A 24,093-nucleotide genomic window follows, 5' to 3' on the forward strand; every position below is an offset into this window, starting at 1 on the left:
ACGGCCCGAGGATAACACAGCGGTCCGCCCCCGCCTTGGGTCGGGGGCCGGACGGTTATCCGATGCGGATCAATGGCTTGCGGCCCGCGTCGTTCAGACCGACTGGATCGTCTCGTCCGGACGGCGTTCCAGCACCTGGTCGACCAGGCCGTAGTCGCGGGCGGCCTCGGCGCTCTTGAAGTTGTCGCGCTCGGTGTCGCGCGCGATGGTCTCCAGGGACTGGCCGGTGTGCTTGGACAGGATCTCGTTGAGGCGCTGGCGCAGGGTCAGGATCTCGCGGGCGTGGATGTCGATGTCGGTGGCCTGGCCCTGGAAGCCGCCCAGCGGCTGATGGATCATGACCCGCGAGTTCGGCAGCGCCAGGCGCTTGCCCTTGGCGCCGGCGGCGAGCAGCAAGGCGCCCATGCTGGCGGCCTGGCCGATGCAGATCGTGCTCACGTCCGGCTTGATGTACTGCATGGTGTCGTAGATCGCCATGCCGGCGGTGACCACGCCGCCCGGGGAGTTGATGTAGAAGTTGATGTCCTTCTCGGGATTCTCGGCTTCCAGGAACAGCATCTGGGCCACGATCACGTTGGCGACGTGGTCGTCGACGCCGCCGACCAGGAAGATCACCCGCTCCTTGAGCAGGCGCGAATAGATGTCGTAGGCGCGCTCGCCGCGGCTGGTCTGCTCGACCACCATCGGCACCAGATTGAGGGCTTTGGTCAGGTTATCCATTTCGACGGCACCTATTGACTGACATAGAAGTTGCGCTTGTTAACGCAAGCGCGGCCCGACCAACTTGGGGCCGGCCGGGCCGCAGCGCAAGAGGCGCGATTGCTAATTGCTCGCGCGCCGGCGCGAACGCCCGATCGGGCATGCTCGCGCCGGCACGGACCCGGCTCAGGCCGGGCGGATCGCTTCGCTGAACGACAGCGGCTGCTCGGTGTGCTGGGCGCGCTCGGCGATCCAGTCGATCACCTGCTCTTCCATCACCCGGTTCTGCAGGCCGGCCATCAGCTGCTGGTCGTTGCGGTACAGGTCGATCACCTGCTGCGGCTCCTCGTAGGTCGAGGCGATCAGGCGCAGGGTCTCGTTGACGCGCTTGGGCTCCAGGCGCAGCTCGTTGCGGCGGGCGATCTCGCCGACCAGCAGGCCGACCAGGACGCGCTTGCGCGCCGCATCCATGTAGTTCAGGTGGGCGTCGGCCGGGGCTTCGATCTGGCGGCCCTGGCGGCGGGCCTGCTCGACGGTCTGCCAGACCATGTCGCGGGCTTCGGCCTCGACCAGCTTCGGCGGCATTTCCACCGACTCGTAGGCGGCGATCAGCTGCTCGCCGACTTCGCGGCGCAGGCGGGTCATCAGCGCGCCCTTGAGCTCGCGCTCCAGGTTGGTGCGGATGTCGTTGCGGAACTGGTCCGCTTCGCCGCTCTTCACCCCGAAGCTCTGGATGAACTCGGCGTCGACTTCCGGCAGGACCGGCTCGGACACGTTGTTGAGCTTGAGGTGGACCTTGGCCTGCTTGCCGGCCAGCTGCGGCGCGCGCCAGTCGGCCGGGAACTCGACCTCGGCGACGGTCTCGTCGCCGGCCTTGACCCCGACCAGGGCCTCTTCCAGCGGCTTGAACATCGATTCCGAGCCGATCACGGTGCTGCCGTATTCGGCGCCTTCGGCCGGGAAGCGCTCGTCGCCGATCTCGGTCCAGGTCTCGACCTCGACCACGTCGCCGGCCTGCGCGGCGCGCTCGGCCTTCTGCAGGGTGCGGCGCTGCAGGCGCAGGTTCTCGATCATCGCGTCGATGTCGGCATCGGCGACTTCGGAGGTGTGGCGGACGATGTTGAGCTTGGCCACGTCGATGTCGCCGAAGTCCGGCACGACTTCGAAGGTGGCGACGTAGGACAGGGTCTCGCCGGCGTCGGCCGCCGGCTCGATGCGCGGCTGGCCGGCGATCTGCAGCTGTTCCTGGCGCACGGCGTTGCTGAAGCCTTCGCGCAGCATGCCGTCGAGGATCTCGGCGCGCACCTGAGCGCCGAAGCGCTGCTCGATGACCTTGGCCGGCACCTTGCCCGGGCGGAAGCCCTTGATCTTGGCGCCGCGCGCGATCTCGCGCAGGCGGCCGCCGACCTGGTTCTCCAGGTTCTCGGCCGGGAAGCTGAAGGTCAGTCGGCGTTCGAGCGAGCCCAGCGATTCGAGCGAAACTTGCATATCCACTCCTGCGACCGCGGCCCCGCCGCGGCACGAATGTTGATGATCCTGTCCGGCCGCCGGCTATAGCGACAGCACCAGCCAGCGGAACTTGCTAGTTTGGCCGATAAAGGTCGCCGCTGCCAGCGCCCGCAGGCGGCAAATCCCCTCCGGACGGGGTTTTGCGCGCAGTTCGGCGGTTTTTTTGCGCCGCCGGGCACCGCCGCGGCGGCCCGGACGGGCACGGGGGCGGGTTCGCCCACCCCACCCAACGGTATCCCGGGGCATTGAGACGCTCGACCCCGCCGGCACGGGCGCCGCAACCGCGATCGCCGGCGAAGGCCGTCTTACTGCGGAATCTGCGCCAGCAGCAGCGACTGCCGCCGGCTGGCCTTGTGGTGCATGGCCAGCGCCCAGGCCAGCTCCGGCTTGGCCCGGACGACCAGATCGAAGCTGTCGCGGATGCAGCGGTCGATGCGCGGGCCATACCCGCCCAGCAACGCGGCGGCCAAGGCCGGCACCACGCGTTCGAGCAGCAGTGGATGTTCGCCGACCGCGGCCGCCAGGGCCCGCAAGGCATGCGAGCGCCGCAGATGGTGCGGCTCGGTCTGCGCCAATCGCACCAACTTCGCGACCTGCCCGCCCGCCGCCTCGCTCCCGGCATCGGCCAGGCCACGGATCGGCCAGGCCGATACGGTCACGATGCGGTTGACCTCGTCCTGTTCCCAGGCGGCCGCCAGCGCCGACATCAACGCCCGCTCACGCTCCGGGCCGCTCAGGTACTCGGCCGCCATCGACAAGGCCTGGCAGCGGTACCAGGGGTGCCCGATGGCGCGGGCCGTGGCGAGTGCGCGGGCGGTGTCCAGCAGCGCGAGTTCGCCGGCGCGCTTGCGCCCCGCTACGTCCTCCCGGGTGACTTCCATTTCGCTCATGCCGGTTCCTTCCGATGCCGCCAGTCCGGTAAACCGCGATCGCTGCGGCAGGAACATCCACCCGCTCCGGCTGGGCGGCCGGCAACGCGGGATAGGTGCGATCCGCGCACTCGTCGCGCCGACGGCCGGGCTGGGCGGGTTCCCTGGGTGGGCTCGCTGGCCGAACTCAAGGACCGGACGGGTTGGTCGGCCATTGTTGCTTTCGTCGCGGACTAGTCTCGACCCGCCTACGTGGTGCGAAAGGCGGGACTCGAACCCGCACGCCTTGCGGCGCTGGAACCTAAATCCAGTGCGTCTACCAATTCCGCCACTTTCGCATGCGCCGGTACGCGCGGTGCCGGCGCATTCTAGCGGCCGCGCCGGGGGAACCGCCACGACTGTCGCGCAAGCGGTGGCGGCGCGCGCCGCCGTCACGGTCGCCGCCGTCGGCACGATCTTCCGCCCGCCCGGGGTACGGCACGGCCTTGCGAGGGCGCTATGCTCGCCCGTCCCCAGCGGAGAACGCCCGTGCGCGAGCTGTACCCGGAAATCGAGCCCTATCGCAGCGAACGCCTGCAGGTCGACGCGATCCACGAACTGCACATCGAGGAATGCGGCAACCCGGACGGGTTGCCGGTGCTGTTCCTGCACGGCGGCCCCGGCGCCGGGGTCTCGCCTTATCACCGCCGTTTCTTCGACCCGGCGCGCTACCGCATCGTCCTGTTCGACCAGCGCGGCGCGGGCCGCTCGACGCCGGCCGCGGAACTGCGCGAGAACACCACCTGGCACCTGGTCGCCGACATCGAAAAGATCCGCGCCCACCTCGGCATCGAGCGCTGGGTGGTGTTCGGCGGCTCGTGGGGCTCGACCCTGGCCCTGGCCTACGCCCAGGCCCATCCCGAACGCGCGCTGGGCCTGGTCCTGCGCGGCATCTTCCTCGGCCGCGATTTCGAGCTGCGCTGGTTCAACGAACTCGACGGCGGCGCGCGCTACATCTTCCCCGAGCGCTGGGCGCGCTACCTGGCCCATATCCCGGCCGAAGAACACGGCGATCTCACCGAGGCCTACTGGCGCCGGCTCGACAGCGCGGACCCCGAGGTGCGCCTGGCCGCAGCGCTGGCCTGGAGCGACTGGGAAGGCGGCGGCAGCACCCTGGTCCACGACCCCGACGGCGCCGACACCCGCGAGGAGCCGCAGGTCGCGGTCAACGTGTCGCGCAACGAGGCGCACTACTTCCGCAACCGCGTATTCCTGCAGCCGGACCAGTTGCTGCACGGGGTCGACCGGATCCGCCATATCCCGGCGACGATCGTGCACGGCCGCTACGACATCATCTGCCCGGTCGCCAGCGCGATCGACCTGGCCCGGGCCTGGCCGGAAGCCGAGCTGCGCATCGTCCTGGCCGGCCACAGCGCCGCCGACCCGGCGATCATCGACGCCCTGGTGAGCGCCACCGACGCCCTCGCCGATCGCTTCGGCTGACCCACGCCCGCCGCCGCTCCTGGCCTTCGGGACGGGAGCGGCGCGAGTCGCGACCCACCGGTGCGATACCGCGCGCCTTGTCCGATGCCGGGCCGCCTCACCGCCTGCAGGCGCGGCGCGAGCCGCAACAGCCCCGCACTTGCAGCGGCAGCGCCTGCCCGGCCGCACCGCTGACGGTGGCCGCGCTCGACAGCGGCGTGGCGCTGGGCTTGCTGGCCAACGGCGCTACGATGACGGTGACGCTCGCCTGCACGGTGAATTGAGGGCAACGCAACCGCAAGGCACGGCGGTACCGCGGCGCTGCGAAGCGCGACCCGATAGGTCGCGCGCGCCCGACAGGACGGCGCGGTTCGGCTCGGCCTCAGCTCCGGTCCGGATCGCGCCCCAGCACCCGCACCACCGTGCTGCCCTGGTAGAGCGCGACGAAGTAGCCGGTGTCGGTCAGGTACCAGTAGATGCCCGGGTGGAAATAGCCCGGCCAGCCGTTGGCGTTGCTCCACAGGATGGCGTCGTTGAAGTCGCGCACGGTCAGGATGCCGTAGGCTTCGAAGCTGGCGCGATGGCCGCCGGCGGCCTGGGTGCCGCTGTTCCACAACGGACGCAGGTCGGCCACGCGGTAGAACACCAGGTTGCCGTCGTGCTGCATGCTGAGCTTGTACTGGCCGTTGTTCGAATAGATCTCCTCGCCGGCCCAAAGCTGGGTGCCCTGCGCGATCTGCTTCGAAGCCGATTGCGCGAACGCGGCCTGTGCGCAGGCCAACAGCAAAGCGAACAGCGCGGCCCGCATCCAATGCCTTGCGATGATGTTCATGACGCCTCCTTGTCGGTACGAAGCCGCAGCTGATCGCAAGCGCGGCGCCGGATCAAGCGCGACTGCCACTTGCGAATGGCCTGGCCGCGCCAAATGTGATCGCGGCGGGGTTCGCGGCGTGACCGGAGGCGATGGGCCGGCGCCCGGAGCTGCAGGGGCGGCGTTGATATATTGCGGTTCCTCCCGCCCGCGACGGATGGCGCCGCAACGTATGGACCGCGTACTGCTCAAGCTGGACGACTCGGCGCCGACCTGCCGGATCGGCTACCAGACCGGCGCCGCGCTGCTGGTCGAAGCACTGCGCAGCGACGGCACGCCGCTGGTGGCGGTGCGCTTGCGCGACTGCCTGATCGTGCGGGTGCAGAACGACCGTCCGCGACTGACGGCCACCGGGCGCGCGGTGCCCGAGGATTTCCTGTTGATGGAATTCACCGGCGACAGCGACTTCAAGCAGGAAGCCGGCGGCTGCTACACCCGCGAGCAGGGCGAGCCGAGGCACTTCTATCTGAGCGTCGGCGACGAAACCATCGACGTGATCGCCTTCGCCGAACCGGAGATCCTCCGCTAGGCGACGCCCCGGCACCCCGGCGTGCACAGCGCGCACAGCTGCTGTGCGCGCGCGGGGCTGCCTGGGTTCGGCGGCGGCGCGCAGCATGGCGCCTCCCATCCAGAGGCCCACGCCCATGCGACTGACTTCCCTGCTCGGCATCGCCACCCTCGGCATCGCCGCCCTCGGCCCGCTCGACGCGAGCGCCGCCCAGGCCCATCCCACCATCCGCGCCATGGCCGGCGCCGCGCCGATCGCCGAACTGCAAGCCGACAAGACCGTGCTGGTGGTGATCGACTTCCAGAACGAGTACTTCGCCGGCGGCCGCATGCCGATCCCCGACGGCGCGGCGGCGCTGCGCCAGACCCAACGCCTGCTCGACTTCGCCGACCGCCATCGGATCCGCGTGGTCCACGTCCGGCACGTGCTGCCGGCCGGCGCGCCGCTGTTCGCCGAAGGCGGCGAAACGGCGAAGTTCCATCCGGCGATGCAGCCGCGCAAGGACGAACCGGTGGTGCAGAAGGACACGGTCAGCGTATTCGCCGGCGCCTCCGCCGCGACCATGGACCGGCTGCTGCGCGAGGCGAAGGCAGACACCCTGATCCTGGCCGGCCTGCAGACCCACGCCTGCGTCGCCGGCGCCGCCCGCGACGCCGCCGCGCGCGGCTACAAGGTGCTGGTGTCCTCCGACGCCACCGCCACCCGCGACCTGGACCTGCGCGACGGCGCCCGCATCGGCAACGCGCAACTGCACGCCGCCGCCCTGGCCGAAATCGAAGACACCTTCGGCGACGTGATGCCGACCGAGCGGATTCTCTCGCTGCCGGTGCGCTGATACCCTGGGGCTGAACGCGGCATCCGCACTGCGCGGATGCCGCCCTGTCGATGCGATGGCGGAGGCCGCGATGGATCAGTTGTCCGCGATGCGCACCTACCGCTGCATCGTCGAAGCCGGCAGCTTCACCCGCGCGGCCGAACGCCTGGGCACCACCCACACCTCGCTCTCGCGCCAGCTGCGCCAGTTGGAAGAGCACCTGGGCGTGCGCCTGCTCAACCGCAACAGCCGCGGCCTGACCGCGACCGAAGCCGGCCAGCGCTATTACCGCGACTGCCTGGACATCCTCGAACGCGTCGACGCCGCCCGCCAGGCGCTGAGCGCAGACGCCGCACAGCCGGCAGGCCGGCTGCGGCTGAGCCTGCCGCACGCGGTCGGCGCCCTGGAACTGGCGCAGTGGCTGCCGGAGTTCATGCGCCGCCATCCGCAGATCGAACTGGACCTGTCCTGCGACGACCGCATCGTCGACCTGGTCAAGGGCGGCTTCGACCTGGCGATCCGGATCAGCGAGGCGCTGGCCGACAGCCGCCTGGTCGCGCGCGAACTGGCCGCGTTCGAACGCGTGCTGGTGGCGGCGCCGTCCTACGTCGCCCGGCACGGACTGCCGCGCGCGATCGCCGAGTTGGCCGACCATCGTCTGCTGGCCTATGCCGGCGACGGCCGCGGCCTGGCGCTGGGTTCGCAACGCGGCGAAGAGTTGTCGGTCGAATTCGACGCCCGGCTGCGGGTCGACTCGATCCTGTCGCTGCATGCCGCAGCCGTGGCCGGCCTCGGCATCGCCGCCTTCACCTTTCCGACCGTGCGCGATGACCTGGCTGCGGGACGCCTGCTGCGGGTTCTGCCGCAACATCACGCCGGCCGGCGCCGCTATTACGCGGTCTATCCGAACGCGCGCCAGTTGCCGCCGAAGGTGCGCGCCTTCGTCGAGTATCTGCGCGCGCACTACGCCGCGGCGGCCGTCCCGCCGCAGGACTGAGCCTGCCGCCCTTGCGGCGTCCGCCGGCGCATCAATTGGGGTGAAACATCATCCCCGCGACCTGCTCCAGGAACCGCATGCAATCGCAGGCCGCCGCTTCGCCGTCGCAGACGATGCCGTACAGCATGACCTGGTAGCGGCCGCTGCGCGGATCGCGTTGCGCGCTCCAGACCCGGCTCTGCCCTTCGCCGAGGTACTCGGGCTTTTGCCGCACCCACTCCACCGGCCAGGGAAAGGCGCGCTCCGCCTCGGGCGGGCGCGCGACGGCGAGCGTGCCCGAGGCGAACCCCAGCGCCTGGGTCGGCGATACGAAGATCGTCACCGACACATCGACCTGATACTCCGCCTGCGGCGTCCGCTCAGTGCCCAAGAACCGACTCCGGCAGCTTCATTCCCGGCGTCCAGCCGCTGCGCTGCAGGAAGGCCTTGGGATCGTCCATCTCGATGATCGCCTTCAGCGCTGCCTTGCGGTCCTTGGACTGCAGGTAGTAAGCCTTGACGATGCGGTAACCGACCCAGTAGCCCAGGTCGTAAGGCTGGTCGGAACCCGGGCGGTAGTCGTAGAACCATTGGCTGATGTCGGTGCCGTCCATGGCCTGGACGAAGGCGGTCTCGATCTGCGCCTCCTTGCCGCGGGTCCAGCCGGCGTGCTTGCCGTTGCCGACCCCGCCGGAGGTCAACTCCGCCAGCAGTTCGGCGGTGCCCTCGGCCAGGGCGAAGCGCAGCACCGTCGCGTTCGGGTCGCCCGGCTCGAACTCGGTCTGCAGGGTCTGCTGGATATGGCCGTACTCGTGGGCGATGACTCGGACGAAGCGCTCTTCCAGATCCGGATGCATGAAATCCGCGGCGCACAGCGCCTCCAGGCCCAGGGTCACGCCGGCCGGGTTGGTGATACCGACCGGCTTGCCGCGTCCTACCACGATCGCCACCGGCGGAAACTTCGCCTGCGGGTAGAGTTCGGCCAGTTCGGCGAACACCGGCAGCAGGCGCCGCTTCACCGCCGGCAGCACTGCCAGGCAGTCCTTGGCCTTGGCGTAGATCGCCGGCTCCGCGCTCATCCGCTCGGCGATGCGCTGCGCGGTGACTCGGCGCGCCTGGGCGAACTCGTGCAGGCTCTGGGTGCCCTGCGCCAGATAGTCCCGTTCGATCTGCTCCACCGTCGGCCGGCCATCGGTGGCGTCGTACAAGGCGTAGAAACGGGTCACGTCGTCGGTGCGGATATCCGGCCCGCGACGCGGTTCGGCCGGCGCGGCGGCGGCCGCGGCCAAGGCGGCGAACAAGGCGGTAAGACGCAACAGTCTGGGCATGGTCCTGGATCCTGATGAGGCGCGGCGCGGCAGGGCGTCGGTCGGCCACGTCTGCGGCGAAGGGCCGGGGTGCGAACGATGGCCCGGCTCACTCCAGGCCGGGGTCGCGCGGCACCCCGGCGGAACGGCGCAAACGCAACGCGCGCGCCGCCGCAAGCGCCGCGGCGCCGGCAAGCGGCGCACGGATCGGCGGGTGCGGTGACGCGGTCCCACGGTGCATTGCCGAGCGGGTCGACTCGCGCATCACCGCACATCCGCGGCGCGACCGGAAGTGTTTTTTTGTGACCGGACTCGATCGCCGCTCGCGGCGGCGATGTCCGGCGCGCGGACGCAACGACGCGGGCCGGACACGCTCCCTGCGCCGATGCGCCGCCCTATTCTCCGCGCAGCCCGCGTCGGCCAGAATCGAGCGCCCGCCTCCACCTTCGCCCGCCATGCCCGCCCCACCCCGCCAGGACCTCTGGACCGGCACCCTGCTGCTCGGCGAACACGTCGCGGTGCTGCAGGGCCGGGCCGGCGGCAGCCTGCGCCATGCCCATTACGCGCATCAGCTGCTGCTCAGCGAGCACGCGCCGTGGCAGGTCGAGATCGACGGCGAGCGGCGCGAGGGGCGACGCCTGTGGCTGCCCTCGTTCCAACCCCATGCCGTGCTCGCCGCGCCGGCGGACGGCTGCACGGTGTTCCTGGAACCCGGCCATGCCGACGTCGCCGCGGTGCTGCGGCAACTGCCGCAACTGCCGGCGCGATTGCCGGCGTTGCAGCCCTTGTTGCCCGGCCTGTGCCGCGCGCAAGCGCTGGACCGGCGCCTGCGCGCGGCCGTCGCCGAGATCGGCGCGCGATTGCCGGACGGCATCGCCGCGACCGACATCGCCCAGGCCGCGCACCTGTCGCCGAGCCAGTTGCACCGGCGCTTCCAATCCGACCTGTCCATCACCCTGCGCGGCTGGGTGCTGTGGCGACGCCTGCGCCATGCCCTGGTCCGCCACCTGGCCGGCGACAGCCTGACCGCCAGCGCGCATGCCGCCGGCTTCGCCGACCTCGCCCACCTGTCGCGCAACCTGCGGCGCATGTTCGGCATCGGCGCGGCGCAGCTGCGCGAGTTGCGATTGCGCCGCTACGACAACGACTGAGCGCCTGTCCTTCGCAGCGCCGCCGGCAAGGCCGGTTCGGCCTTCTGCGGCAAGCGGGCGAACGGCGCCCGCAACTGATCGAGATAGTCGCGCGGGTAATCCGGCTGACTGCCGATGCCCAGGTCGCCGCCGCCGATCCGATAGCCCGGCGCGTCGAAGGCGGTGCCGAGCAACCGGTCCCAGACGGTGAAGAACAGGCCGAAATTGACGTCGCCGGCGCTGCCGTAGCGCAGATGATGGAATCGGTGCAGCGGCGCCCAGGCCATCAGCCGCCACAGCGCCCCGGGCCGCATGTCGACGTTGGCGTGCTGCAGCAGCAGTTGCACCGCGATGGCGAAGGCCAGCACCGCCGCCACCGGCTGCGGCATGCCGAGCAGCAGCAGGGGCAGCACGCCGCCCAGCGCTTCGACTGCCTGATGCAGCGGATGCTTCATCAAGCCATTGAAGCCGTACATGCGGGTCACGCTGTGGTGCACCGCGTGCAGGCGCCACAGCCAGCCGACGCGATGGCTGGCGTAATGCATCAGGGTGATGCCGAAATCGGCGCAGACCACCGCCAGCAGCAGCTGCGCCGCAAACGGCCACTGGCTCGGCCAGGCCTGCCACGCCACCCAGCCCGCCGCCAACGGCACCAGCGCGATCGAGGCCAGGTTCAGGCCTTCGTTGACCAGCGCATGGGCGACATCGCGGCCGCGATCGCCGTGGTCGCGGTTGAACGCCGGATCGTAAGGCCAGCGCCGCTCGGCCAAGAACGACAGCCCTATCGCCAGGGCCAATCCCGGCAACAACCACAGCGCGCTGCCGTGGCGATAGCCGACCCACCACGCCGCCGCGGCGACGAAGCCGAACAGAAACACAGGCGCATACAGACGCAATATCCAGGTCTTCACAGTCGCTTCCGCACAGAACGGGAGCCACAGCCTCGCCTGCGCGGCGGATGCGCGGCTTGAACAAACCGCGCATGCGCTCAGCGCCGAATCGGCCCCAGACGCTGCGTTATCCAGTCCACCGCCTCCACGACGGTATCGGCGCGGGCGCGCTCGCCGGCGCTTTCGAGCGCGAACGGGCATTCGCCGCTCGGCGACTCCAGCTGCAGTTCGTCCGGATACGGTGGAAGGCGGAAGAACCACAGCCCGTCGTCGTCCGCCCCCGGGTGCAGGACCCGCAGGCGCTCCACCTGCAATTGAGGCTAGGCGTAGACAAGAGTCCGGATGATTCGGTCGATATCGCGCATGGCTTGCTCGGTTTGACTGTCCGCCGCCGTATCGGTCGGGCCCGTCCTAGATCACGCAGGCGAAGGTGGATGCGATCCATCAAATCCAACCAGGGGGCGCCGCGCAAGCTGCGAGCGCCCTGCGAAGAGACGCACGGACGGGTCAGCTGCGCAGGATCTTGTCCAGCGGCTTGCCCTTGGCCAACTCGTCGACGAGTTTGTCGAGATAGCGGATCTGGCGCATCAGCGGGTCTTCGACCTCTTCCACCCGCACGCCGCAGACCACGCCCTTGATCAGCGCGGCGTTCGGATGGATCCGCGGCGCTTGCGCGAAGAAGGTCCGGAAATCGCTGCCGCTTTGGATCTGCCGTTCCAGCCCGGCCGGGTCGTAGCCGGTCAGCCAGGCGATGATCCGGTCGACCTCGTCCTTGCTGCGGCCCTTGCGTTCGGCCTTTTGCAGATAGAGCGGATACACGCTCGCGAACGCGGTGGCGAATATTCGATGCTGCGCCATGTCCATGCCTCCATCGATGCGGTGCTGCGCACGCCCGCGCACGGACCGGGCCGGGCCGCGCGGCTGGTCGGCCGCACGGCAGTCGCGCTCAGGTCCGGGCGGGAACATGCTGCAGCCATTGGCGCAGGATGGCCTTGAGCGCATCGGCCTGCGCGTCCACCTCGCCGGGCCGGGTGAAACTCACGCAGGCCCGGTCCGGCCCCAACCATTGCAGCAGGCCCGCCGGGTCGTCGATCGCATCCGGCGGCATGAGGCTTTTCTTCGCGCCCAGATGGAGGATCAACTGCAGCGGCACCTTGCCGTTGAGGCGCAGGGTGGCGAAGTGTTCGCCGGCATGGAAGCTCGGCGCGTTCCACTTGATCTCCTCGCCGATGCCCGGCCCGAGCGAACGGATCGTTCGCCGCAGCGCCTCGACCTCCGGCTGGAGCGGGGGCGCGAGCGCCGCGACGAAAGCATCGACGGACGCCGCGGGTTTGGGCTTGGGACTGGCCATATTCCCTCCTGGACGGCCGACGCAGGTCGAGCGGTCGGTCTGGGCCGGCAGCGGCGCCGTGCGGGCGCCGGCCGCCGGTTCGGTGCCGGCCCCAGAGTACCCGGTCGCGCAACGGATGTCGGTTTGCGATCGAAGCGGGCGCCAGCGCGCTTCGATCGGCGCCGGAGCGTCGCTCGCCGGATCAGCGCGGGGGTTCGAGTTCCGGGATGACCGCCGCGGCCAACGGCGCGAGCACCGACCAGCCGAGGGTCGCATACAGGCTGCGGCCCTCGTCCGTCGCGACCAGCAGCTGCGGCGTGGCCGCGGACCGCTTCGCCGCGCCGAGCGCGATCATCACCGCGACGCCCAAGCCTTTGCGCCGGTGCGCCGGCGCGGTTTCGATCCGGTCGTAGACGAAGACCTCATCGGTTTCCGCCGCGCAACCGCTTGCGGCCAACTCGCCGTCGGGGGCGAAGACGCTGGCCCGCGCGACCGGACCGACCCGGTCCACCTGTACCCGGTAGCCGTCCGGCAGCGGCCTGGTATCCGCGCTGGCGGCGCTGGCGAGCATGAAATAGTTGATCGGCTGGATTTGCCAACGCGCCGGCAGCGCGCTGCGCAGTTCCTCGTCGGTGCCGCACAGCTTCAGGTAATGCCGCGGCGCGACGATCTCGTCGGCGACGGCACGCAGACCGTCGCATAGCTGCGGGAACACCCAGCGCTTGGTTTCCTTTTCCGAATGGGTATCCACCCGGAAGCCGCCGCGATCGAGGACCGGTGGCGGCGAGCCGCGGCCGATGGAATGCGCGGCCTGCCAGGCGAGAACGAGCTTCGGATCGATGCGGGATGAGGTCATGAGGGATAAGTGGAGGTGCGCGAAAAGAAGGCGCGCTCCGGCGATCACACTGTCGTGCCGATCGGCTCCCGGCCGCGCGCCGCCGTGGTTCGCGACTAGAGCATCGTTCCGTCTCAGCAGCCAAGACGGCCGCCGCGGCCGAGTCCGAAGGACAGCCCGGGCAAACCGCCGCAGGACGCATTGCGCTCATACCCCGCAGAGCGCACCGTGCGGAACGCATCACGTACGCGCGCCATCGCAACGAATGCCGCAAGCGCAGGGAACCTCCTGCATCGCGTTCGTTCGTTGGCTAGCTAGTTACCGCCCGCCGCAACCGCGCCGGCCGGCGCGCGCCTCGCGCGATAAGGACGGACAAAGAAAAAGCCCCAGCGTTTCCGCTGGGGCTTTCCGGGATTGGTGGGCCGTCAAGGATTCGAACCTTGGACCTATTGATTAAGAGTCAACTGCTCTACCAACTGAGCTAACGGCCCGGTGAAGCTAGGAGCGAAATGATACACCAGTATTTCGCACCGCACAACAACTTCAAATTACTGCATTACCGCGTACTGCCATGCAACTGGGGTGGCTGAGGGGACTCGAACCCCCGACATCTGGAATCACAATCCAGTACTCTAACCAACTGAGCTACAGCCACCATAAAACGTTCGGAACGCACCGCCATTCGGCCCACGTTCCACTGCGATTTGGCGCGCCCGGCAGGAATCGAACCTGCAACCACCGGCTTAGAAGGCCGGTGCTCTATCCGGTTGAGCTACGGGCGCCAGTCGAACAATCTTAACTGACGGCCGGCCTGGGACGGATGGTCGGGGCAGAGGGATTCGAACCCACGACATCCAGCTCCCAAAGCTGGCGCTCTACCAGGCTGAGCTATACCCCGAAGGGACTTCCTAGGCACGCCAATGCCGCGAAAGGCCGCATAGTGTGGTCGGCGATGCGGTCCGTGTCAATCGTCTCGACGCATTCCGAAACGCACGCCGAACCGACCGGGTTCGCAGCACTCGTTTCGGGCATCGCCGCCTTGGCCGAATCCGGCGGCGCGGCTGGGCCCGCCGTCCGGCCGATCCGGCCTCCGCCGGCCCCGTGTATGCTTCGGCGGTCGGCCGGTCTCCCGCGCCGCGCCCTATCCAGCGATACGTTTCCCAAGGAGCAACACATGCGCAGCGGCAATCCCGCATTGAAGGAATCGACCTTCCTCGACCTCGGCAGCGGCGCCGTCGTGCGCGGCAGCGACCAGGCGATGACCCTGAACGGCACGGTCAACAAGACCGGCATCCTGCTGCTGCTGACGGTGCTGACCGCTTCCTTCGCCTGGAACCAGATCCAGATCACCCCGCAGGGCGCGGTGGGCGCCACGCCCTACCTGCTCGGCGGCGCGATCGGCGGCCTGATCCTGGCCCTGATCACCAGCTTCAAGCACGCCTGGGCGCCGGTCACCGCGCCGCTGTACGCGCTGGTCGAGGGCTTCTTCCTCGGCGCGATCTCCTCGATGTTCGAGGCCCGCTTCCCGGGCATCGTGATCCAGGCGGTGATGCTGACCTTCGGCACCATGTTCGCGCTGCTGTTCGCCTACCGTTCCGGCCTGATCAAGGCGACCGAGAACTTCAAGCTCGGCGTGGCCGCGGCCACCGGCGGCATCTTCCTGATCTACCTGGTCAGCATGGTGCTGCGCCTGTTCAACATCAACATCCCCTACATCCACGAGTCCGGCATCATCGGCATCGGCTTCAGCCTGTTCGTGGTCGTGGTCGCCGCGCTGAACCTGGTGTTGGATTTCGACTTCATCGAAACCGGCGTCGAGCGCGGCGCGCCCAAGCACATGGAGTGGTACGCGGCGTTCGGCCTGATGGTCACCCTGGTGTGGCTGTACGTCGAGTTCCTGCGCCTGCTGTCGAAGCTGCAGTCGCGCAACTGATCCGGCCGCATCGGTCGGGCAGAAAGGGGCGCCACGGCGCCCCTTTCTTTTTGCCCCTTCGAGAGCGTCCGCGGCGGATACGAAAACGGCGCCTCGCGGGCGCCGTTTTCGCGATCGGGCGACGGGCGCCCGCTGCGGAACTCAGAAGCGGTCGTCGTCCTGGATCTCGAACTCGCCTTCGATGCCTTCCTTCGCCGGCGGCTGGTCGCCGACCGTCCACAGGCGCTCGAGCGCGTAGAACTCGCGCACCCGCGGCAGCATGACGTGGACGACGACGTCGCCGAGGTCGACCAGCACCCACTCCGCCTCGCGCTCGCCTTCCACGCCCAGCGGCATGACGTCGAGGTTCTTGGCGAACTTCACCACTTCGTCGGCGATCGACTTGACGTGGCGGGTCGAGGTGCCCGAGGCGATCACCATGTAGTCGGTGACGCTGCTCTTGCCGCGCACATCGATTTCCACGACATCCTTGGCCTTGAGTTCTTCCACCGCGGCATGGACCGTCTTGAGCAGCAGCTCGGTCGGCGGCGGCGGGTTCGGCAGCTGGGTCTTGATGACTTGGGCTTGGCTGGTCAAGGGACGATCGGCTCTGTCTTCGGATGTGCCGGGATTATACCGGAGCGTCGGGAACGGCCACGTCATAGAGCCCGTGCCGCTCGATGTAGGCGGCCACCGGCGGCGGCACCAGGTCCGCCCAGGGCTCGCCGGCGGCGATCCGGGCGCGAACCTGACTGGCCGATTCAGCCTGCAACGGCTGGCGCAGGCGATAGACCCGGCCGGCCGGAGCCTGGCGCAGCGCGTCCACCGATGCCGTCTCGCGTCCGGCTGCGAACGGAATCCGCTCGGCCTCCAGCGGGCTGCCGGGGCGTTCGGCAATAACAAAATGGGCCAGATCGAACAGCGCCTGCCATTCGCGCCACTGCGGCAGGTCGAGGAAGCTGTCGGCGCCGACCAGCAGCGCCAGCGGCCGCGCCGCACCGACCTCGGCGCGGACCTCGCGCAGGGTTTCGACCGTGTACGAGCGGCCGTCGCGGCGCAGCTCGCGCCGGTCGACCACCAGGCCGGGTTCGCCGGCCACGGCCAGGTCGAGCATGCGCGCGCGATGCGCGGCGCTGGCGCCCGGCACCGCGCGATGCGGCGGATCGGCGGCCGGCATCAGCCGCACCTGCGCGGCCAGCGCGTCGCGCGCGGCGCAGGCGATGGCCAGGTGGCCGTCGTGGATCGGATCGAAAGTGCCGCCGTAGAACACCAGCAGATCGGCTTCGCCGTCGTTCGCCGCACGCATCGGCGGACCTCAGCCCGGCGACAGGGCGAGCAGGCGCAGCGCGCGCGGTTCGGCGACCGCCAGCAGCAACCGCTCCAGCGCGACCCAGGCGTCGCCGGCCTCGCGCCCCTTGGCCATGCGGTCGACCCGCCCGGCCTGGGCCAGCAACGCCTCCCAGCGGCGCGCGTCGTGGCGCTGCAGCGCGCGCCGGTACATCGGCTGCTTGGAATCCCAGATCCGTTGCGCCTTGAACTCGGCGGCGATGTTGCCGCCGCGCGCGTTGACCCGGGCCAGGGCCGCGGTGCGCTGCAGTTCCATCACCACCATGCCGAGCAGTGCCGGCACCGCCTCGCCCTCGGCGCGCAGGCCGGCGAGCATGCGCGAGACTTGCGCGCCCTGCCCGTTCATCGCCGCGTCCAGCACCCGGAACACGTCGAAGCGCGCCGCGTCGGCGACCAGCGCCTGCATGCGTTCCAGGTCCAGCGGTTGGCCGTCGGACAGCAGGGCGAGCTTGTCGACCTCCTGCGCGGCGGCGAGCAGGTTGCCCTCGACCCGGTCGGCCAGGCTTTGCACCGCCTCGCGCTCGGCGCGCAGGCCGCGCGCGCGCAGGCGGCGCTCGATCCATTCCGGCAGCTCGTGCGGCTTGATCGCCCAGGCGACGGCGACGTGGCCGATGCGGGCGATCGCCTCGCTCCACTTGCCGCCGTGCTGCTTGCTCCACTCGCCGGCGGTGACCAGCAGGCTCACGTCCTGCGGCGGGTCGGCGCAGAAATCGGCAATGACCTCGGCGCCCTCCTTGCCCGGCTTGCCGCTGGGCAGGCGCAGCTCGAGCAGGCGCCGGCTGGCGAACAGGCTGGGCGCGCGGAACGCGCCGGCCAGCGCGTTCCAGTCCGGCTCGCGCTGGTTGCCTTCGGCTTCGAACACTTCGCGTTCGCCGATGCCCTGCTTGCGCGCGGCGGCGCGCACCGCGTCGGCGGCCTCGAGCACGCGCAGCGGCTCCGGCCCGGCGATCAGATAAGCCGGGCGCAGCGGTTCGGCGTCGAGTTGGCCGAGCAGGCGTTCGGGAGTCAGTTCCATGATCGGCGATGCCTCATCGGCGCGAGCCGGGCGCCGCTCAGCGCCGCTCGCTGACCGCGCCGACTCGGCGCAGCACCGCGGCGCTCATTTCGCGACGCAGCTCGCGCATCAGGATTTCGCGCTCGCCCTCGGTGCCGATCGCGTTGACCGGGTTGGCGACGTAGTCGCGCGCCAGCTCCACGCTCTGTCGCGGCAGCAGCGCCGAGCCGTCGGCCTTGCGCAGTTCGAACACCACCGCGTAGCGCAGGGTGTACTCCTGCACGCGGCCGAGTTCGTCGAGCGCGGCCGGGGTGTCGCCCCAGCGCTCGGACATCAGGTCGAGCACCGCGACTTCGCTGCTGTCCGCGGTCGCCGGCACCGCGCCGGCGCGGGTCAGGGCCTGGGCCAGCGATTCGGCCAAGGGGCTGTAGCGGTCGGAGGAGACCACCCGCACCGGACCGAGGTCGGGCGGCAGGGTCAGGGCCTGGCGCAACTGGAAGCCGCAGGCCGACAGGGCCAGCACCGCGGCCGCGAGCGAAGTGCGCACGGCGGCGCGCAGAAAGGGGGAGCGAGGCGTCATGGGGCAAAGTCTGGACGAGGCGGCTGCGGGCATCAATAGCGGAGCCTGAACCGCGCCGCCTTGTCGCGCCATGGCGCGACTCAGTACCGGATCTCATGCCCGGCAAACAGCGCCTGCGGGGTTTGCGCGCCGGGCAGCGCCAGCAGCCGCTGCTGCCAGGCCTGCACCGCCGGCCAGCGCTCGGCCCAGGTCCGCGCCGGGAAGCCGGCGGCTTCGGCCCAGGGCTCGACCGCGTAGAACAGGTAGCCGTTGCAGGCCACGTCGGCGATGGTCGGCGCCGCTCCGGCCAGCCACGGCGTGGCGCTGAGCTGGGCCTGCAGGCGGTCGAGGTCGGCGATCGAGCGGCGGTCGTACCAGGCCAGCACCGCCGGGTCGTAGCCGCCGAACTGGCGGCCGTAGCGCGAGTGGGCGACGTTGAGGCTGACCCGGTTGGCCTCCCAGCTCAGCCATTCGCGCACCTGCAGGCGCTGGTCGAGATCGGCGCCGTCCAGGCGGTCCTCGCGCTCGGCCAGGTAGTCGAGGATCACGTTCGACTGGCACAGCACCCGGCCGTCGATGCGCAGCACCGGAATCTCACCGTGCGCGGCGAGCTCGCGGAACTCCTGCGAGCGTTGGTCGCGCGGGCGGCGGATGTCGACCTGGCGCTGTTCGAACTCGATCCCGAGCAGGCGCAGGGCCAGGGCGACCTTGTAGCTGAAACCGGAATCGGGGTGGCAGTAGAGGATCGGGGTCATGGCGGGCGGGTCGGAGATGGGGTTGGGGATGAGGGTGGGAGTAAGAGCGGAGCAAATCCCCCCTGCCCCCCTTTTTCAAAGGGGGGAACAGCAACCGCAACAGCGCCAGCAACGGCAACAGCCAACAGCAACACGACAACAGCCAACGGCGCCAGCGCCAGCTACGACAACGATGCACCCACCTACCGGGTTCCCCCCTTTGAAAAAGGGGGGCCAGGGGGGATTTGCCTTGCGCTGTTGCCTTGCGCTGTTGCCTTGCGCTTTTGCCTTGCGCTTTTGCCTTGCGCTCTTGCCTTGCGCTCTTGCCTTGCGCTCTTCCCTACTCCGTCGCCTCCCGCTCCGCGCTTGCGGCTTCGAAGCGGTCAGCTGGCGACGATGTTGACGATCTTGCCCGGCACCACGATCACCTTGCGCACGGTCAGGCCTTCCATGTACTTGACCGCGTTCGGCTCGGCCAGGGCCAGCTGCTCGATCTCGTCCTTGGGCGTGTTGACCGCCACCTCGATGGTGCCGCGCAGCTTGCCGTTGACCTGCACCGCCAGGGTCACCGCGTCGCGCGCCAGCGCGGCCTCGTCGGCCTGCGGGAACGGCAGGTCTTCGAGCAGGGTCTCGGCGTGACCCAGCGCCTGCCACAGCGCATGGCTGGTGTGCGGGGTGATCGGGTTGAGCAGCAGCACCATCGCTTCCAGCGCTTCCTGGCGCAGGGCGCGGCCGTTGTCGCCGGCGTCGTCGAACTTGTACACGTGGTTGAGCAGCTCCATCACCGCGGCGATCGCGGTGTTGAAGCTGTGGCGGCGGCCGTAGTCGCCGCCGACCTTCTGCACCGCCTCGTGGATCTGCCGGCGCAGGGTCTTCTGCGGCGCGCTCAGCGCGGCCGCGTCCAGCGCCGGCGCGGCGCCGCCGTCGGCGTGCTTGTGCACCGCCGTCCACAACCGGCGCAGGAACCGCGCCATGCCTTCCACGCCGGCCTCGTTCCACTCCAGCGACTGGTCCGGCGGCGCGGCGAACATCGAGAACAGGCGCACCGTGTCGGCGCCGTACTTGCCGACCATCAATTGCGGGTCGACGCCGTTGTTCTTCGACTTGGACATCTTCTCGGTGCCGCCGATCTGCACCGGCTGGCCGTCGGCCTTGAGCACCGCGCCGGTGATGCGGCCGCGCTCGTCGCGCACCGTCTCCACGTCGGCCGGGTTGATCCAGTCCTTGGACCCGTCGCCGTTGTCGCGATAGAAGGTCTCGGCGATCACCATGCCTTGGGTCATCAGGTTGACCGCGGGCTCGTCGCTGTTCACCAGCCCCTGGTCGCGCATCAGCTTGTGATAGAAGCGGAAGTACATCAGGTGCAGGATCGCGTGCTCGATGCCGCCGATGTACTGGTCGACCGGGGTCCAGTACTTGGCCCGCTCGTCGACCTGCTGGGCCGCGCCCGGCGAGGTGTAGCGGGCGTAGTACCAGCTCGACTCCATGAAGGTGTCGAAGGTGTCGGTCTCGCGCTCGGCCGCGCCGCCGCAGCTCGGGCAGGTGGTCTTGCGCCAGTTCGGATCGGCCTTGATCGGCGAGGCGACGCCGCTGAACTCGACGTCCTCCGGCAGCACCACCGGCAATTGGTCCTCAGGCACCGGCACGTCGCCGCAAGCCGGGCACAAGATCACCGGGATCGGGCAGCCCCAATAGCGCTGGCGGCTGACGCCCCAGTCGCGCAGGCGGTAGTTGACCCGGCGCGCGCCGCGGCCGTCGGCCTCGAAGCGCGCGGCCAGCGCGTCCAGCGCCTGCTGGAAGTCCAGGCCGTCGTACTCGCCCGAATTGACCAGCCAGCCGCGCTCGGTGAACGCGGCCTGCTCGGCGATGCCCTGCACGAACTGCTCGACCACCTGCACCGCGGCGCTGGTCTCGTACACGTCGACCGCGGGCGCACCGCCCAGGGCGCTTTGCATCGGGTCCTTGTGCGCGATCAGGTCCTGGCCGATCTCGGCCAGGGCGTCGCGCACCGCGTCGGGCACGATCACGGTCTTGATCGGCAGCTGATAGCGCTTGGCGAACTCCCAGTCGCGCTGGTCGTGGCCGGGCACGGCCATGACCGCGCCGGTGCCGTAGTTCATCAGCACGAAGTTGGCCACGTACACCGGCACCGCTTCGCTGGTGACCGGGTGGATCGCGCGCAGGCCGGTATCGCGGCCGCGCTTTTCCTGGGTTTCCAGCTCGGCCTCGGACACCCCGCCCTGGCGCAGTTGGGCGATGAATTCGGCCAGGTCGGCGTCGCCTTGCGCGGCATGTGCGGCCAGCGGATGCTCGGCGGCGATCGAGACGAAGCTCACGCCCATCAGGGTGTCCGGACGGGTGGTGAACACGGTCAGCGGCTCGACCGCGGCGCCGTGCTCGTCGACCACGTCGAAGCGGATCTCCAGGCCCTCGCTGCGGCCGATCCAGTTGCGCTGCATGGTCTTGACCGCATCCGGCCAGCCCGGCAGCGCGTCCAGGCCGTCGAGCAGCTCCTGCGCGTAGTCGGTGATCTTGAGGAACCACTGCGGGATTTCGCGCTTTTCGACCAGGGCGCCGGTGCGCCAGCCGCGGCCGTCGATGACCTGCTCGTTGGCCAGCACGGTCTGGTCGACCGGGTCCCAGTTGACCACCGAGTTCTTGCGGTAGGCCAGGCCCTGCTTCATCAGGCGCACGAACATGCGCTGCTCGTGGACGTAGTAGTCCGGGGTGCAGGTGGCGAACTCGCGCGACCAGTCGATGGCGTAGCCCAGCTGCTTCAGCTGCGCCTTCATGTGGGCGATGTTGGCGTAGGTCCACTTCGCCGGCGCGGTCTTGTTCTTGATCGCGGCGTTCTCGGCCGGCAGGCCGAACGCGTCCCAGCCCATCGGCTGCAGCACGTTGTGGCCGGTCATGCGCTTGTAGCGGCTGATCACGTCGCCGATGGTGTAGTTGCGCACGTGGCCCATGTGCAGCGCGCCGGACGGGTACGGCAGCATCGACAGGCAGTAGTACTTGGGCTTGTCCGACGATTCGTCGACCTCGAACGCGCGGGAGTCGTCCCAATAGCGCTGGGCGGCGGATTCGACCGCGCCCGGGTCGAAGGCCTTGGTTTCGTGCTTGGGGTCGTGCGATGCGGGGGAGACGTCGGTGGACACGGGCAGGCGGGAAGCGAAAGGACAGGACCGGCAAGCCTACCGCAGCGCACAAACCGCCGCCATGCGCGGCGCGGCGCGAGCCGGGCCTTTTTTGCCGGTCTAGGTCCCGCCGACCATGACTCTTGGCATCGGCCGCGGCCGCCGGGGCCTGGGTAGGATCGGGCCTTTCTCCGCCCCTTCCGCACCGGAAAACCGCCCATGACCCGCCTTGCCGCCGCCGTCGTCACCGTGCTGTCCGCCGCTGCCCCCGCCCTCGCCGGGGCCGCTCCCGCCGCCGCCGAGCCGGTGGCGCTGCAATGCGGCCGCCTGTTCGACGCACGCAGCGGCAAGATCCTGGAGGCGCGCACGGTGGTGGTCCGCGACGGCAAGGTCGCCGAGGTCCTGGCCGGCCGCGCCGAGGCCCCGGGCGCGCGCGCGATCGACCTGTCCGGCCACACCTGCAGCCCCGGCTGGACCGACCTGCACGTGCACCTGGGCTCGCAGTCCAGCCCGCAGAGCTATTCCGAGGGCTTCCGCCTGGACGAGGTCGACTACGCCTTCCGCGCGGTCGGCTACGCCAAGAAGACCCTGCTGGCCGGCTTCACCAGCGTGCGCGACCTCGGCGGCGAGGTCAGCCCGCACCTGCGCGACGCGATCAACCAGGGCCTGGTCGACGGCCCGCGGATCTGGGCCGCGGGCAAGTCCATCGCCACCACCGGCGGCCACGCCGACCCGACCAACGGCTACAACGACGCGCTCTCGCACCTGATCGGCCCGCCCGGCCCGACCGAGGGCGTGATCAATTCGATCGACGACGCCCGCCAGGCCGTGCGCCAGCGCTACAAGGAAGGCAGCGACGTGATCAAGATCACCGCCACCGGCGGCGTGCTGAGCTACGCCAAGTCCGGCGACGCGCCGCAGTTCACCGTCGAGGAGGTCAAGGCCATCGTCGACACCGCGCGCGACTACGGTTACCGCGTGGCCGCCCACGCCCACGGCACCGAGGGTATGAAGCGCGCGATCATGGGCGGGGTGACCTCGATCGAGCACGGCACCTACATGACCGACGAGGTCATGAGCCTGATGAAGCAGAAAGGCACCTGGTACGTGCCCACCGTCTACGCCGGCCGCTTCGTCGCCGACAAGGCCAAGCTCGACGGCTACTTCCCCGAAGTGGTGCGGCCCAAGGCGGCGCGGATCGGCGCGCTGATCCAGGACACCGCCGCCAAGGCCTACAAGAGCGGGGTCAAGATCGCCTTCGGCACCGACATGGGCGTCGGCCCGCACGGCGACAACGCGCGCGAATTCCTCTACATGGTCGAAGCCGGCATCCCCGCCGCGGTGGCCCTGCAGGCCGCGACCATCCGCGCCGCCGAAGTGCTGGGCGTGGACGACCAGGGCACGATCGAGCCTGGCAAGCGCGCCGACATCGTCGCCGTCCCCGGCAACCCGGTCGAAGACATCAACGCGGTGCTGAAGGTCGACTTCGTGATGAAGGACGGCCAGGTCTACAAGCAGGCGCTTTGACTTCTAAGGGACGGAGGGGGTTAAGCCCGCTTAACCCCCTCCGTCCCTGTCGCGGCCCCGCTCCGCTTCGATAGCGCTGGGCTAAGGCCTGGCCTGACCGACGTCGCCGATGCGCGTATCGGTCGCGATCCAGTTGACCTCCCAGCTGCGCCCGCCGTCTTCCGAGTACGCCTGCTCGAACCGCGCGGTGTCGGCGGCGATGCGGGTGATGACGAAGCGGACCAGCACGGCCTTGCCGTCGAGGTCCTCCTGCCCGTAGAACTCGCCGCGCCCCAAGCGGAAGCCGCCATGGACCGGAGACGTCAACGCGCCATTGCGCAGGCTGGCGTAGTGCAGATTCCACTGCCGCACCTGCGGGTTGTACAGGCGCAGGTTCAAGCCCTCGATCTGCCCCGCCGCCCCCTGCACGCGCAGCTCGACCAGGTTGGCGCGCCCGCCCATCACCTTGCGCACGACGCTGGTGCCGGAGTACTCCAGCCACTCCTGCGACCCCGACAGCGGGTTCGCCAGCCTGCGTAATTCGGTTCTCCACACGCCGATCTCCCAGTCGAAATCGTGCTGGCCGTCACTGGGCAAAGCCTGGGCCACGCCATGCCGCGGCGACTGTTGCGCGATCGCGTTCGGCGCCAGCAGCGCGATCGCCAGGCAGGCACGGCCGATCCATTTCGATCCCTTGCGTTGCATCGT

26 protein-coding genes and 5 tRNA genes are annotated in these 24,093 nt (G+C 69.8%); 8 read left to right on the forward strand and 23 right to left on the reverse strand.

The window, feature by feature from the left end:
* Positions 1-93 precede the first annotated feature (93 nt).
* The 4 genes from clpP to K4L06_RS21340 all read right to left on the reverse strand — a co-directional run bounded on the left by clpP (position 94) and on the right by K4L06_RS21340 (position 3,415).
* Positions 94-720: an ATP-dependent Clp endopeptidase proteolytic subunit ClpP gene (gene clpP, locus K4L06_RS21325; RefSeq protein ID WP_221673281.1), complete on the reverse strand. Its 627-nt coding sequence runs from the start codon at positions 718-720 to the stop codon at positions 94-96.
* A gap of 165 nt (positions 721-885) precedes the next feature.
* Positions 886-2,187: a trigger factor gene (gene tig, locus K4L06_RS21330; RefSeq protein WP_221673282.1), complete on the reverse strand. Its 1,302-nt coding sequence runs from the start codon at positions 2,185-2,187 to the stop codon at positions 886-888.
* A gap of 326 nt (positions 2,188-2,513) precedes the next feature.
* Positions 2,514-3,155 (reverse strand): hypothetical protein, encoded by a 642-nt coding sequence (locus K4L06_RS21335; RefSeq protein ID WP_255595400.1) that lies wholly within the window; start codon positions 3,153-3,155, stop codon positions 2,514-2,516.
* A gap of 175 nt (positions 3,156-3,330) precedes the next feature.
* Positions 3,331-3,415 (reverse strand) — tRNA-Leu (locus K4L06_RS21340).
* A 190-nt stretch (positions 3,416-3,605) separates the two neighbouring features.
* Here K4L06_RS21340 and pip point away from each other — a divergent pair.
* Together pip and K4L06_RS21350 are read left to right on the forward strand one after the other, a co-directional pair.
* Positions 3,606-4,559, forward strand: a complete 954-nt coding sequence (gene pip / locus K4L06_RS21345; RefSeq protein WP_221673283.1) for a prolyl aminopeptidase — start codon at positions 3,606-3,608, stop codon at positions 4,557-4,559.
* Between the two features lie 77 nt (positions 4,560-4,636).
* On the forward strand, positions 4,637-4,822 hold the full coding sequence (locus K4L06_RS21350) for a hypothetical protein (protein WP_221673284.1): 186 nt from the start codon (positions 4,637-4,639) through the stop codon (positions 4,820-4,822).
* Positions 4,823-4,920: 98 nt separating this feature from the next.
* On the opposite strand, the gene K4L06_RS21355 is transcribed toward K4L06_RS21350, so the two are convergent.
* On the reverse strand, positions 4,921-5,370 hold the full coding sequence (locus K4L06_RS21355) for a hypothetical protein (protein ID WP_221673285.1): 450 nt from the start codon (positions 5,368-5,370) through the stop codon (positions 4,921-4,923).
* A 211-nt stretch (positions 5,371-5,581) separates the two neighbouring features.
* Here K4L06_RS21355 and K4L06_RS21360 point away from each other — a divergent pair, with 211 nt between their 5' ends.
* The 3 genes from K4L06_RS21360 (at position 5,582) to K4L06_RS21370 (ending at position 7,728) form a co-directional block, all read left to right on the forward strand.
* Complete coding sequence (locus K4L06_RS21360; protein WP_221673286.1) at positions 5,582-5,938, forward strand: hypothetical protein; 357 nt, start codon at positions 5,582-5,584, stop codon at positions 5,936-5,938.
* Between the two features lie 115 nt (positions 5,939-6,053).
* A complete protein-coding gene (locus K4L06_RS21365; RefSeq protein ID WP_221673287.1) occupies positions 6,054-6,752 on the forward strand; it encodes a cysteine hydrolase in 699 nt (232 codons plus the stop codon).
* Between the two features lie 70 nt (positions 6,753-6,822).
* Positions 6,823-7,728 carry a LysR family transcriptional regulator gene (locus tag K4L06_RS21370; protein ID WP_221673288.1) on the forward strand — a complete coding sequence of 302 codons (906 nt, stop codon included), beginning with the start codon at positions 6,823-6,825 and terminating at the stop codon, positions 7,726-7,728.
* Between the two features lie 31 nt (positions 7,729-7,759).
* On the opposite strand, the gene K4L06_RS21375 is transcribed toward K4L06_RS21370, so the two are convergent.
* A complete protein-coding gene (locus K4L06_RS21375) occupies positions 7,760-8,098 on the reverse strand; it encodes a hypothetical protein (RefSeq protein WP_221673289.1) in 339 nt (112 codons plus the stop codon).
* Positions 8,088-9,035, reverse strand: coding sequence for a DUF2268 domain-containing putative Zn-dependent protease (locus K4L06_RS21380; protein ID WP_221673290.1), 948 nt, complete (start codon positions 9,033-9,035; stop codon positions 8,088-8,090). Before K4L06_RS21380 ends, K4L06_RS21375 begins: the two co-directional genes overlap by 11 nt.
* Before the next feature lie 434 nt (positions 9,036-9,469).
* Between K4L06_RS21380 and K4L06_RS21385 the strand changes: the two genes are divergently transcribed.
* Positions 9,470-10,165 (forward strand): helix-turn-helix transcriptional regulator, encoded by a 696-nt coding sequence (locus tag K4L06_RS21385; RefSeq protein WP_221673291.1) that lies wholly within the window; start codon positions 9,470-9,472, stop codon positions 10,163-10,165.
* Here the strand turns inward: K4L06_RS21385 and K4L06_RS21390 are convergent.
* The 9 genes from K4L06_RS21390 to K4L06_RS21430 form a co-directional block, all read right to left on the reverse strand.
* On the reverse strand, positions 10,150-11,055 hold the full coding sequence (locus tag K4L06_RS21390) for a sterol desaturase family protein (protein ID WP_343225797.1): 906 nt from the start codon (positions 11,053-11,055) through the stop codon (positions 10,150-10,152). The two genes, K4L06_RS21385 and K4L06_RS21390, sit on opposite strands and share 16 nt — an antisense overlap.
* A 77-nt stretch (positions 11,056-11,132) precedes the next feature.
* Positions 11,133-11,348, reverse strand: a complete 216-nt coding sequence (locus tag K4L06_RS21395; RefSeq protein WP_221673743.1) for a hypothetical protein — start codon at positions 11,346-11,348, stop codon at positions 11,133-11,135.
* A 193-nt stretch (positions 11,349-11,541) separates the two neighbouring features.
* Positions 11,542-11,892 carry a DUF2200 domain-containing protein gene (locus tag K4L06_RS21400; RefSeq protein ID WP_221673293.1) on the reverse strand — a complete coding sequence of 117 codons (351 nt, stop codon included), beginning with the start codon at positions 11,890-11,892 and terminating at the stop codon, positions 11,542-11,544.
* A gap of 88 nt (positions 11,893-11,980) precedes the next feature.
* Entirely contained in the window at positions 11,981-12,385 is a 405-nt protein-coding gene (locus tag K4L06_RS21405; protein WP_221673294.1) for a DUF1801 domain-containing protein, read from the reverse strand.
* Positions 12,386-12,566: 181 nt separating this feature from the next.
* Positions 12,567-13,268 (reverse strand): hypothetical protein, encoded by a 702-nt coding sequence (locus K4L06_RS21410; RefSeq protein WP_221673295.1) that lies wholly within the window; start codon positions 13,266-13,268, stop codon positions 12,567-12,569.
* A gap of 346 nt (positions 13,269-13,614) precedes the next feature.
* A tRNA-Lys gene (locus K4L06_RS21415) sits at positions 13,615-13,690 on the reverse strand.
* Positions 13,691-13,777: 87 nt separating this feature from the next.
* Positions 13,778-13,854: transfer RNA gene (locus K4L06_RS21420), tRNA-His, on the reverse strand.
* Positions 13,855-13,904: 50 nt separating this feature from the next.
* Positions 13,905-13,981 (reverse strand) — tRNA-Arg (locus K4L06_RS21425).
* A 39-nt stretch (positions 13,982-14,020) separates the two neighbouring features.
* Positions 14,021-14,097: transfer RNA gene (locus K4L06_RS21430), tRNA-Pro, on the reverse strand.
* 276 nt (positions 14,098-14,373) lie between these two features.
* Between K4L06_RS21430 and K4L06_RS21435 the strand changes: the two genes are divergently transcribed.
* Complete coding sequence (locus K4L06_RS21435; protein ID WP_221673296.1) at positions 14,374-15,132, forward strand: Bax inhibitor-1/YccA family protein; 759 nt, start codon at positions 14,374-14,376, stop codon at positions 15,130-15,132.
* 141 nt (positions 15,133-15,273) lie between these two features.
* Here K4L06_RS21435 and rsfS read toward each other — a convergent pair whose 3' ends face one another.
* The 6 genes from rsfS to leuS form a co-directional block, all read right to left on the reverse strand.
* Positions 15,274-15,708: a ribosome silencing factor gene (gene rsfS, locus K4L06_RS21440; RefSeq protein ID WP_221673297.1), complete on the reverse strand. Its 435-nt coding sequence runs from the start codon at positions 15,706-15,708 to the stop codon at positions 15,274-15,276.
* A gap of 34 nt (positions 15,709-15,742) precedes the next feature.
* Complete coding sequence (gene nadD / locus K4L06_RS21445) at positions 15,743-16,417, reverse strand: nicotinate-nucleotide adenylyltransferase (protein WP_221673298.1); 675 nt, start codon at positions 16,415-16,417, stop codon at positions 15,743-15,745.
* Between the two features lie 9 nt (positions 16,418-16,426).
* Positions 16,427-17,473: a DNA polymerase III subunit delta gene (gene holA / locus K4L06_RS21450; protein WP_221673299.1), complete on the reverse strand. Its 1,047-nt coding sequence runs from the start codon at positions 17,471-17,473 to the stop codon at positions 16,427-16,429.
* A 37-nt stretch (positions 17,474-17,510) separates the two neighbouring features.
* Complete coding sequence (lptE, locus tag K4L06_RS21455; RefSeq protein ID WP_343225798.1) at positions 17,511-17,999, reverse strand: LPS assembly lipoprotein LptE; 489 nt, start codon at positions 17,997-17,999, stop codon at positions 17,511-17,513.
* Between the two features lie 113 nt (positions 18,000-18,112).
* Positions 18,113-18,766: a glutathione S-transferase family protein gene (locus tag K4L06_RS21460; protein ID WP_221673301.1), complete on the reverse strand. Its 654-nt coding sequence runs from the start codon at positions 18,764-18,766 to the stop codon at positions 18,113-18,115.
* 362 nt (positions 18,767-19,128) lie between these two features.
* Positions 19,129-21,900, reverse strand: coding sequence for a leucine--tRNA ligase (gene leuS, locus K4L06_RS21465; RefSeq protein WP_221673302.1), 2,772 nt, complete (start codon positions 21,898-21,900; stop codon positions 19,129-19,131).
* A 198-nt stretch (positions 21,901-22,098) separates the two neighbouring features.
* Between leuS and K4L06_RS21470 the strand changes: the two genes are divergently transcribed.
* Positions 22,099-23,406 carry an amidohydrolase family protein gene (locus K4L06_RS21470; RefSeq protein ID WP_221673303.1) on the forward strand — a complete coding sequence of 436 codons (1,308 nt, stop codon included), beginning with the start codon at positions 22,099-22,101 and terminating at the stop codon, positions 23,404-23,406.
* Positions 23,407-23,487: 81 nt separating this feature from the next.
* Here K4L06_RS21470 and K4L06_RS21475 read toward each other — a convergent pair whose 3' ends face one another.
* On the reverse strand, positions 23,488-24,090 hold the full coding sequence (locus K4L06_RS21475) for a hypothetical protein (protein WP_221673304.1): 603 nt from the start codon (positions 24,088-24,090) through the stop codon (positions 23,488-23,490).
* Positions 24,091-24,093: the final 3 nt, after the last annotated feature.

The organism is Lysobacter sp. BMK333-48F3, assembly GCF_019733395.1.
In the GTDB taxonomy this organism is placed as follows: domain Bacteria; phylum Pseudomonadota; class Gammaproteobacteria; order Xanthomonadales; family Xanthomonadaceae; genus Lysobacter.

Coding starts and splice junctions, on each gene's coding strand:
- clpP (WP_221673281.1), bottom strand. CDS start 720: ATGGATAACCTGACCAAAGCCCTCAATCTGGTGCCGATGGTGGTCGAG.
- tig (WP_221673282.1), bottom strand. CDS start 2,187: ATGCAAGTTTCGCTCGAATCGCTGGGCTCGCTCGAACGCCGACTGACC.
- K4L06_RS21335 (WP_255595400.1), bottom strand. CDS start 3,155: ATGTTCCTGCCGCAGCGATCGCGGTTTACCGGACTGGCGGCATCGGAA.
- K4L06_RS21355 (WP_221673285.1), bottom strand. CDS start 5,370: ATGAACATCATCGCAAGGCATTGGATGCGGGCCGCGCTGTTCGCTTTG.
- K4L06_RS21360 (WP_221673286.1), top strand. CDS start 5,582: ATGGACCGCGTACTGCTCAAGCTGGACGACTCGGCGCCGACCTGCCGG.
- K4L06_RS21365 (WP_221673287.1), top strand. CDS start 6,054: ATGCGACTGACTTCCCTGCTCGGCATCGCCACCCTCGGCATCGCCGCC.
- K4L06_RS21370 (WP_221673288.1), top strand. CDS start 6,823: ATGGATCAGTTGTCCGCGATGCGCACCTACCGCTGCATCGTCGAAGCC.
- K4L06_RS21380 (WP_221673290.1), bottom strand. CDS start 9,035: ATGCCCAGACTGTTGCGTCTTACCGCCTTGTTCGCCGCCTTGGCCGCG.
- K4L06_RS21385 (WP_221673291.1), top strand. CDS start 9,470: ATGCCCGCCCCACCCCGCCAGGACCTCTGGACCGGCACCCTGCTGCTC.
- K4L06_RS21400 (WP_221673293.1), bottom strand. CDS start 11,892: ATGGCGCAGCATCGAATATTCGCCACCGCGTTCGCGAGCGTGTATCCG.
- K4L06_RS21405 (WP_221673294.1), bottom strand. CDS start 12,385: ATGGCCAGTCCCAAGCCCAAACCCGCGGCGTCCGTCGATGCTTTCGTC.
- K4L06_RS21435 (WP_221673296.1), top strand. CDS start 14,374: ATGCGCAGCGGCAATCCCGCATTGAAGGAATCGACCTTCCTCGACCTC.
- nadD (WP_221673298.1), bottom strand. CDS start 16,417: ATGCGTGCGGCGAACGACGGCGAAGCCGATCTGCTGGTGTTCTACGGC.
- holA (WP_221673299.1), bottom strand. CDS start 17,473: ATGGAACTGACTCCCGAACGCCTGCTCGGCCAACTCGACGCCGAACCG.
- K4L06_RS21460 (WP_221673301.1), bottom strand. CDS start 18,766: ATGACCCCGATCCTCTACTGCCACCCCGATTCCGGTTTCAGCTACAAG.
- K4L06_RS21470 (WP_221673303.1), top strand. CDS start 22,099: ATGACCCGCCTTGCCGCCGCCGTCGTCACCGTGCTGTCCGCCGCTGCC.
- K4L06_RS21475 (WP_221673304.1), bottom strand. CDS start 24,090: ATGCAACGCAAGGGATCGAAATGGATCGGCCGTGCCTGCCTGGCGATC.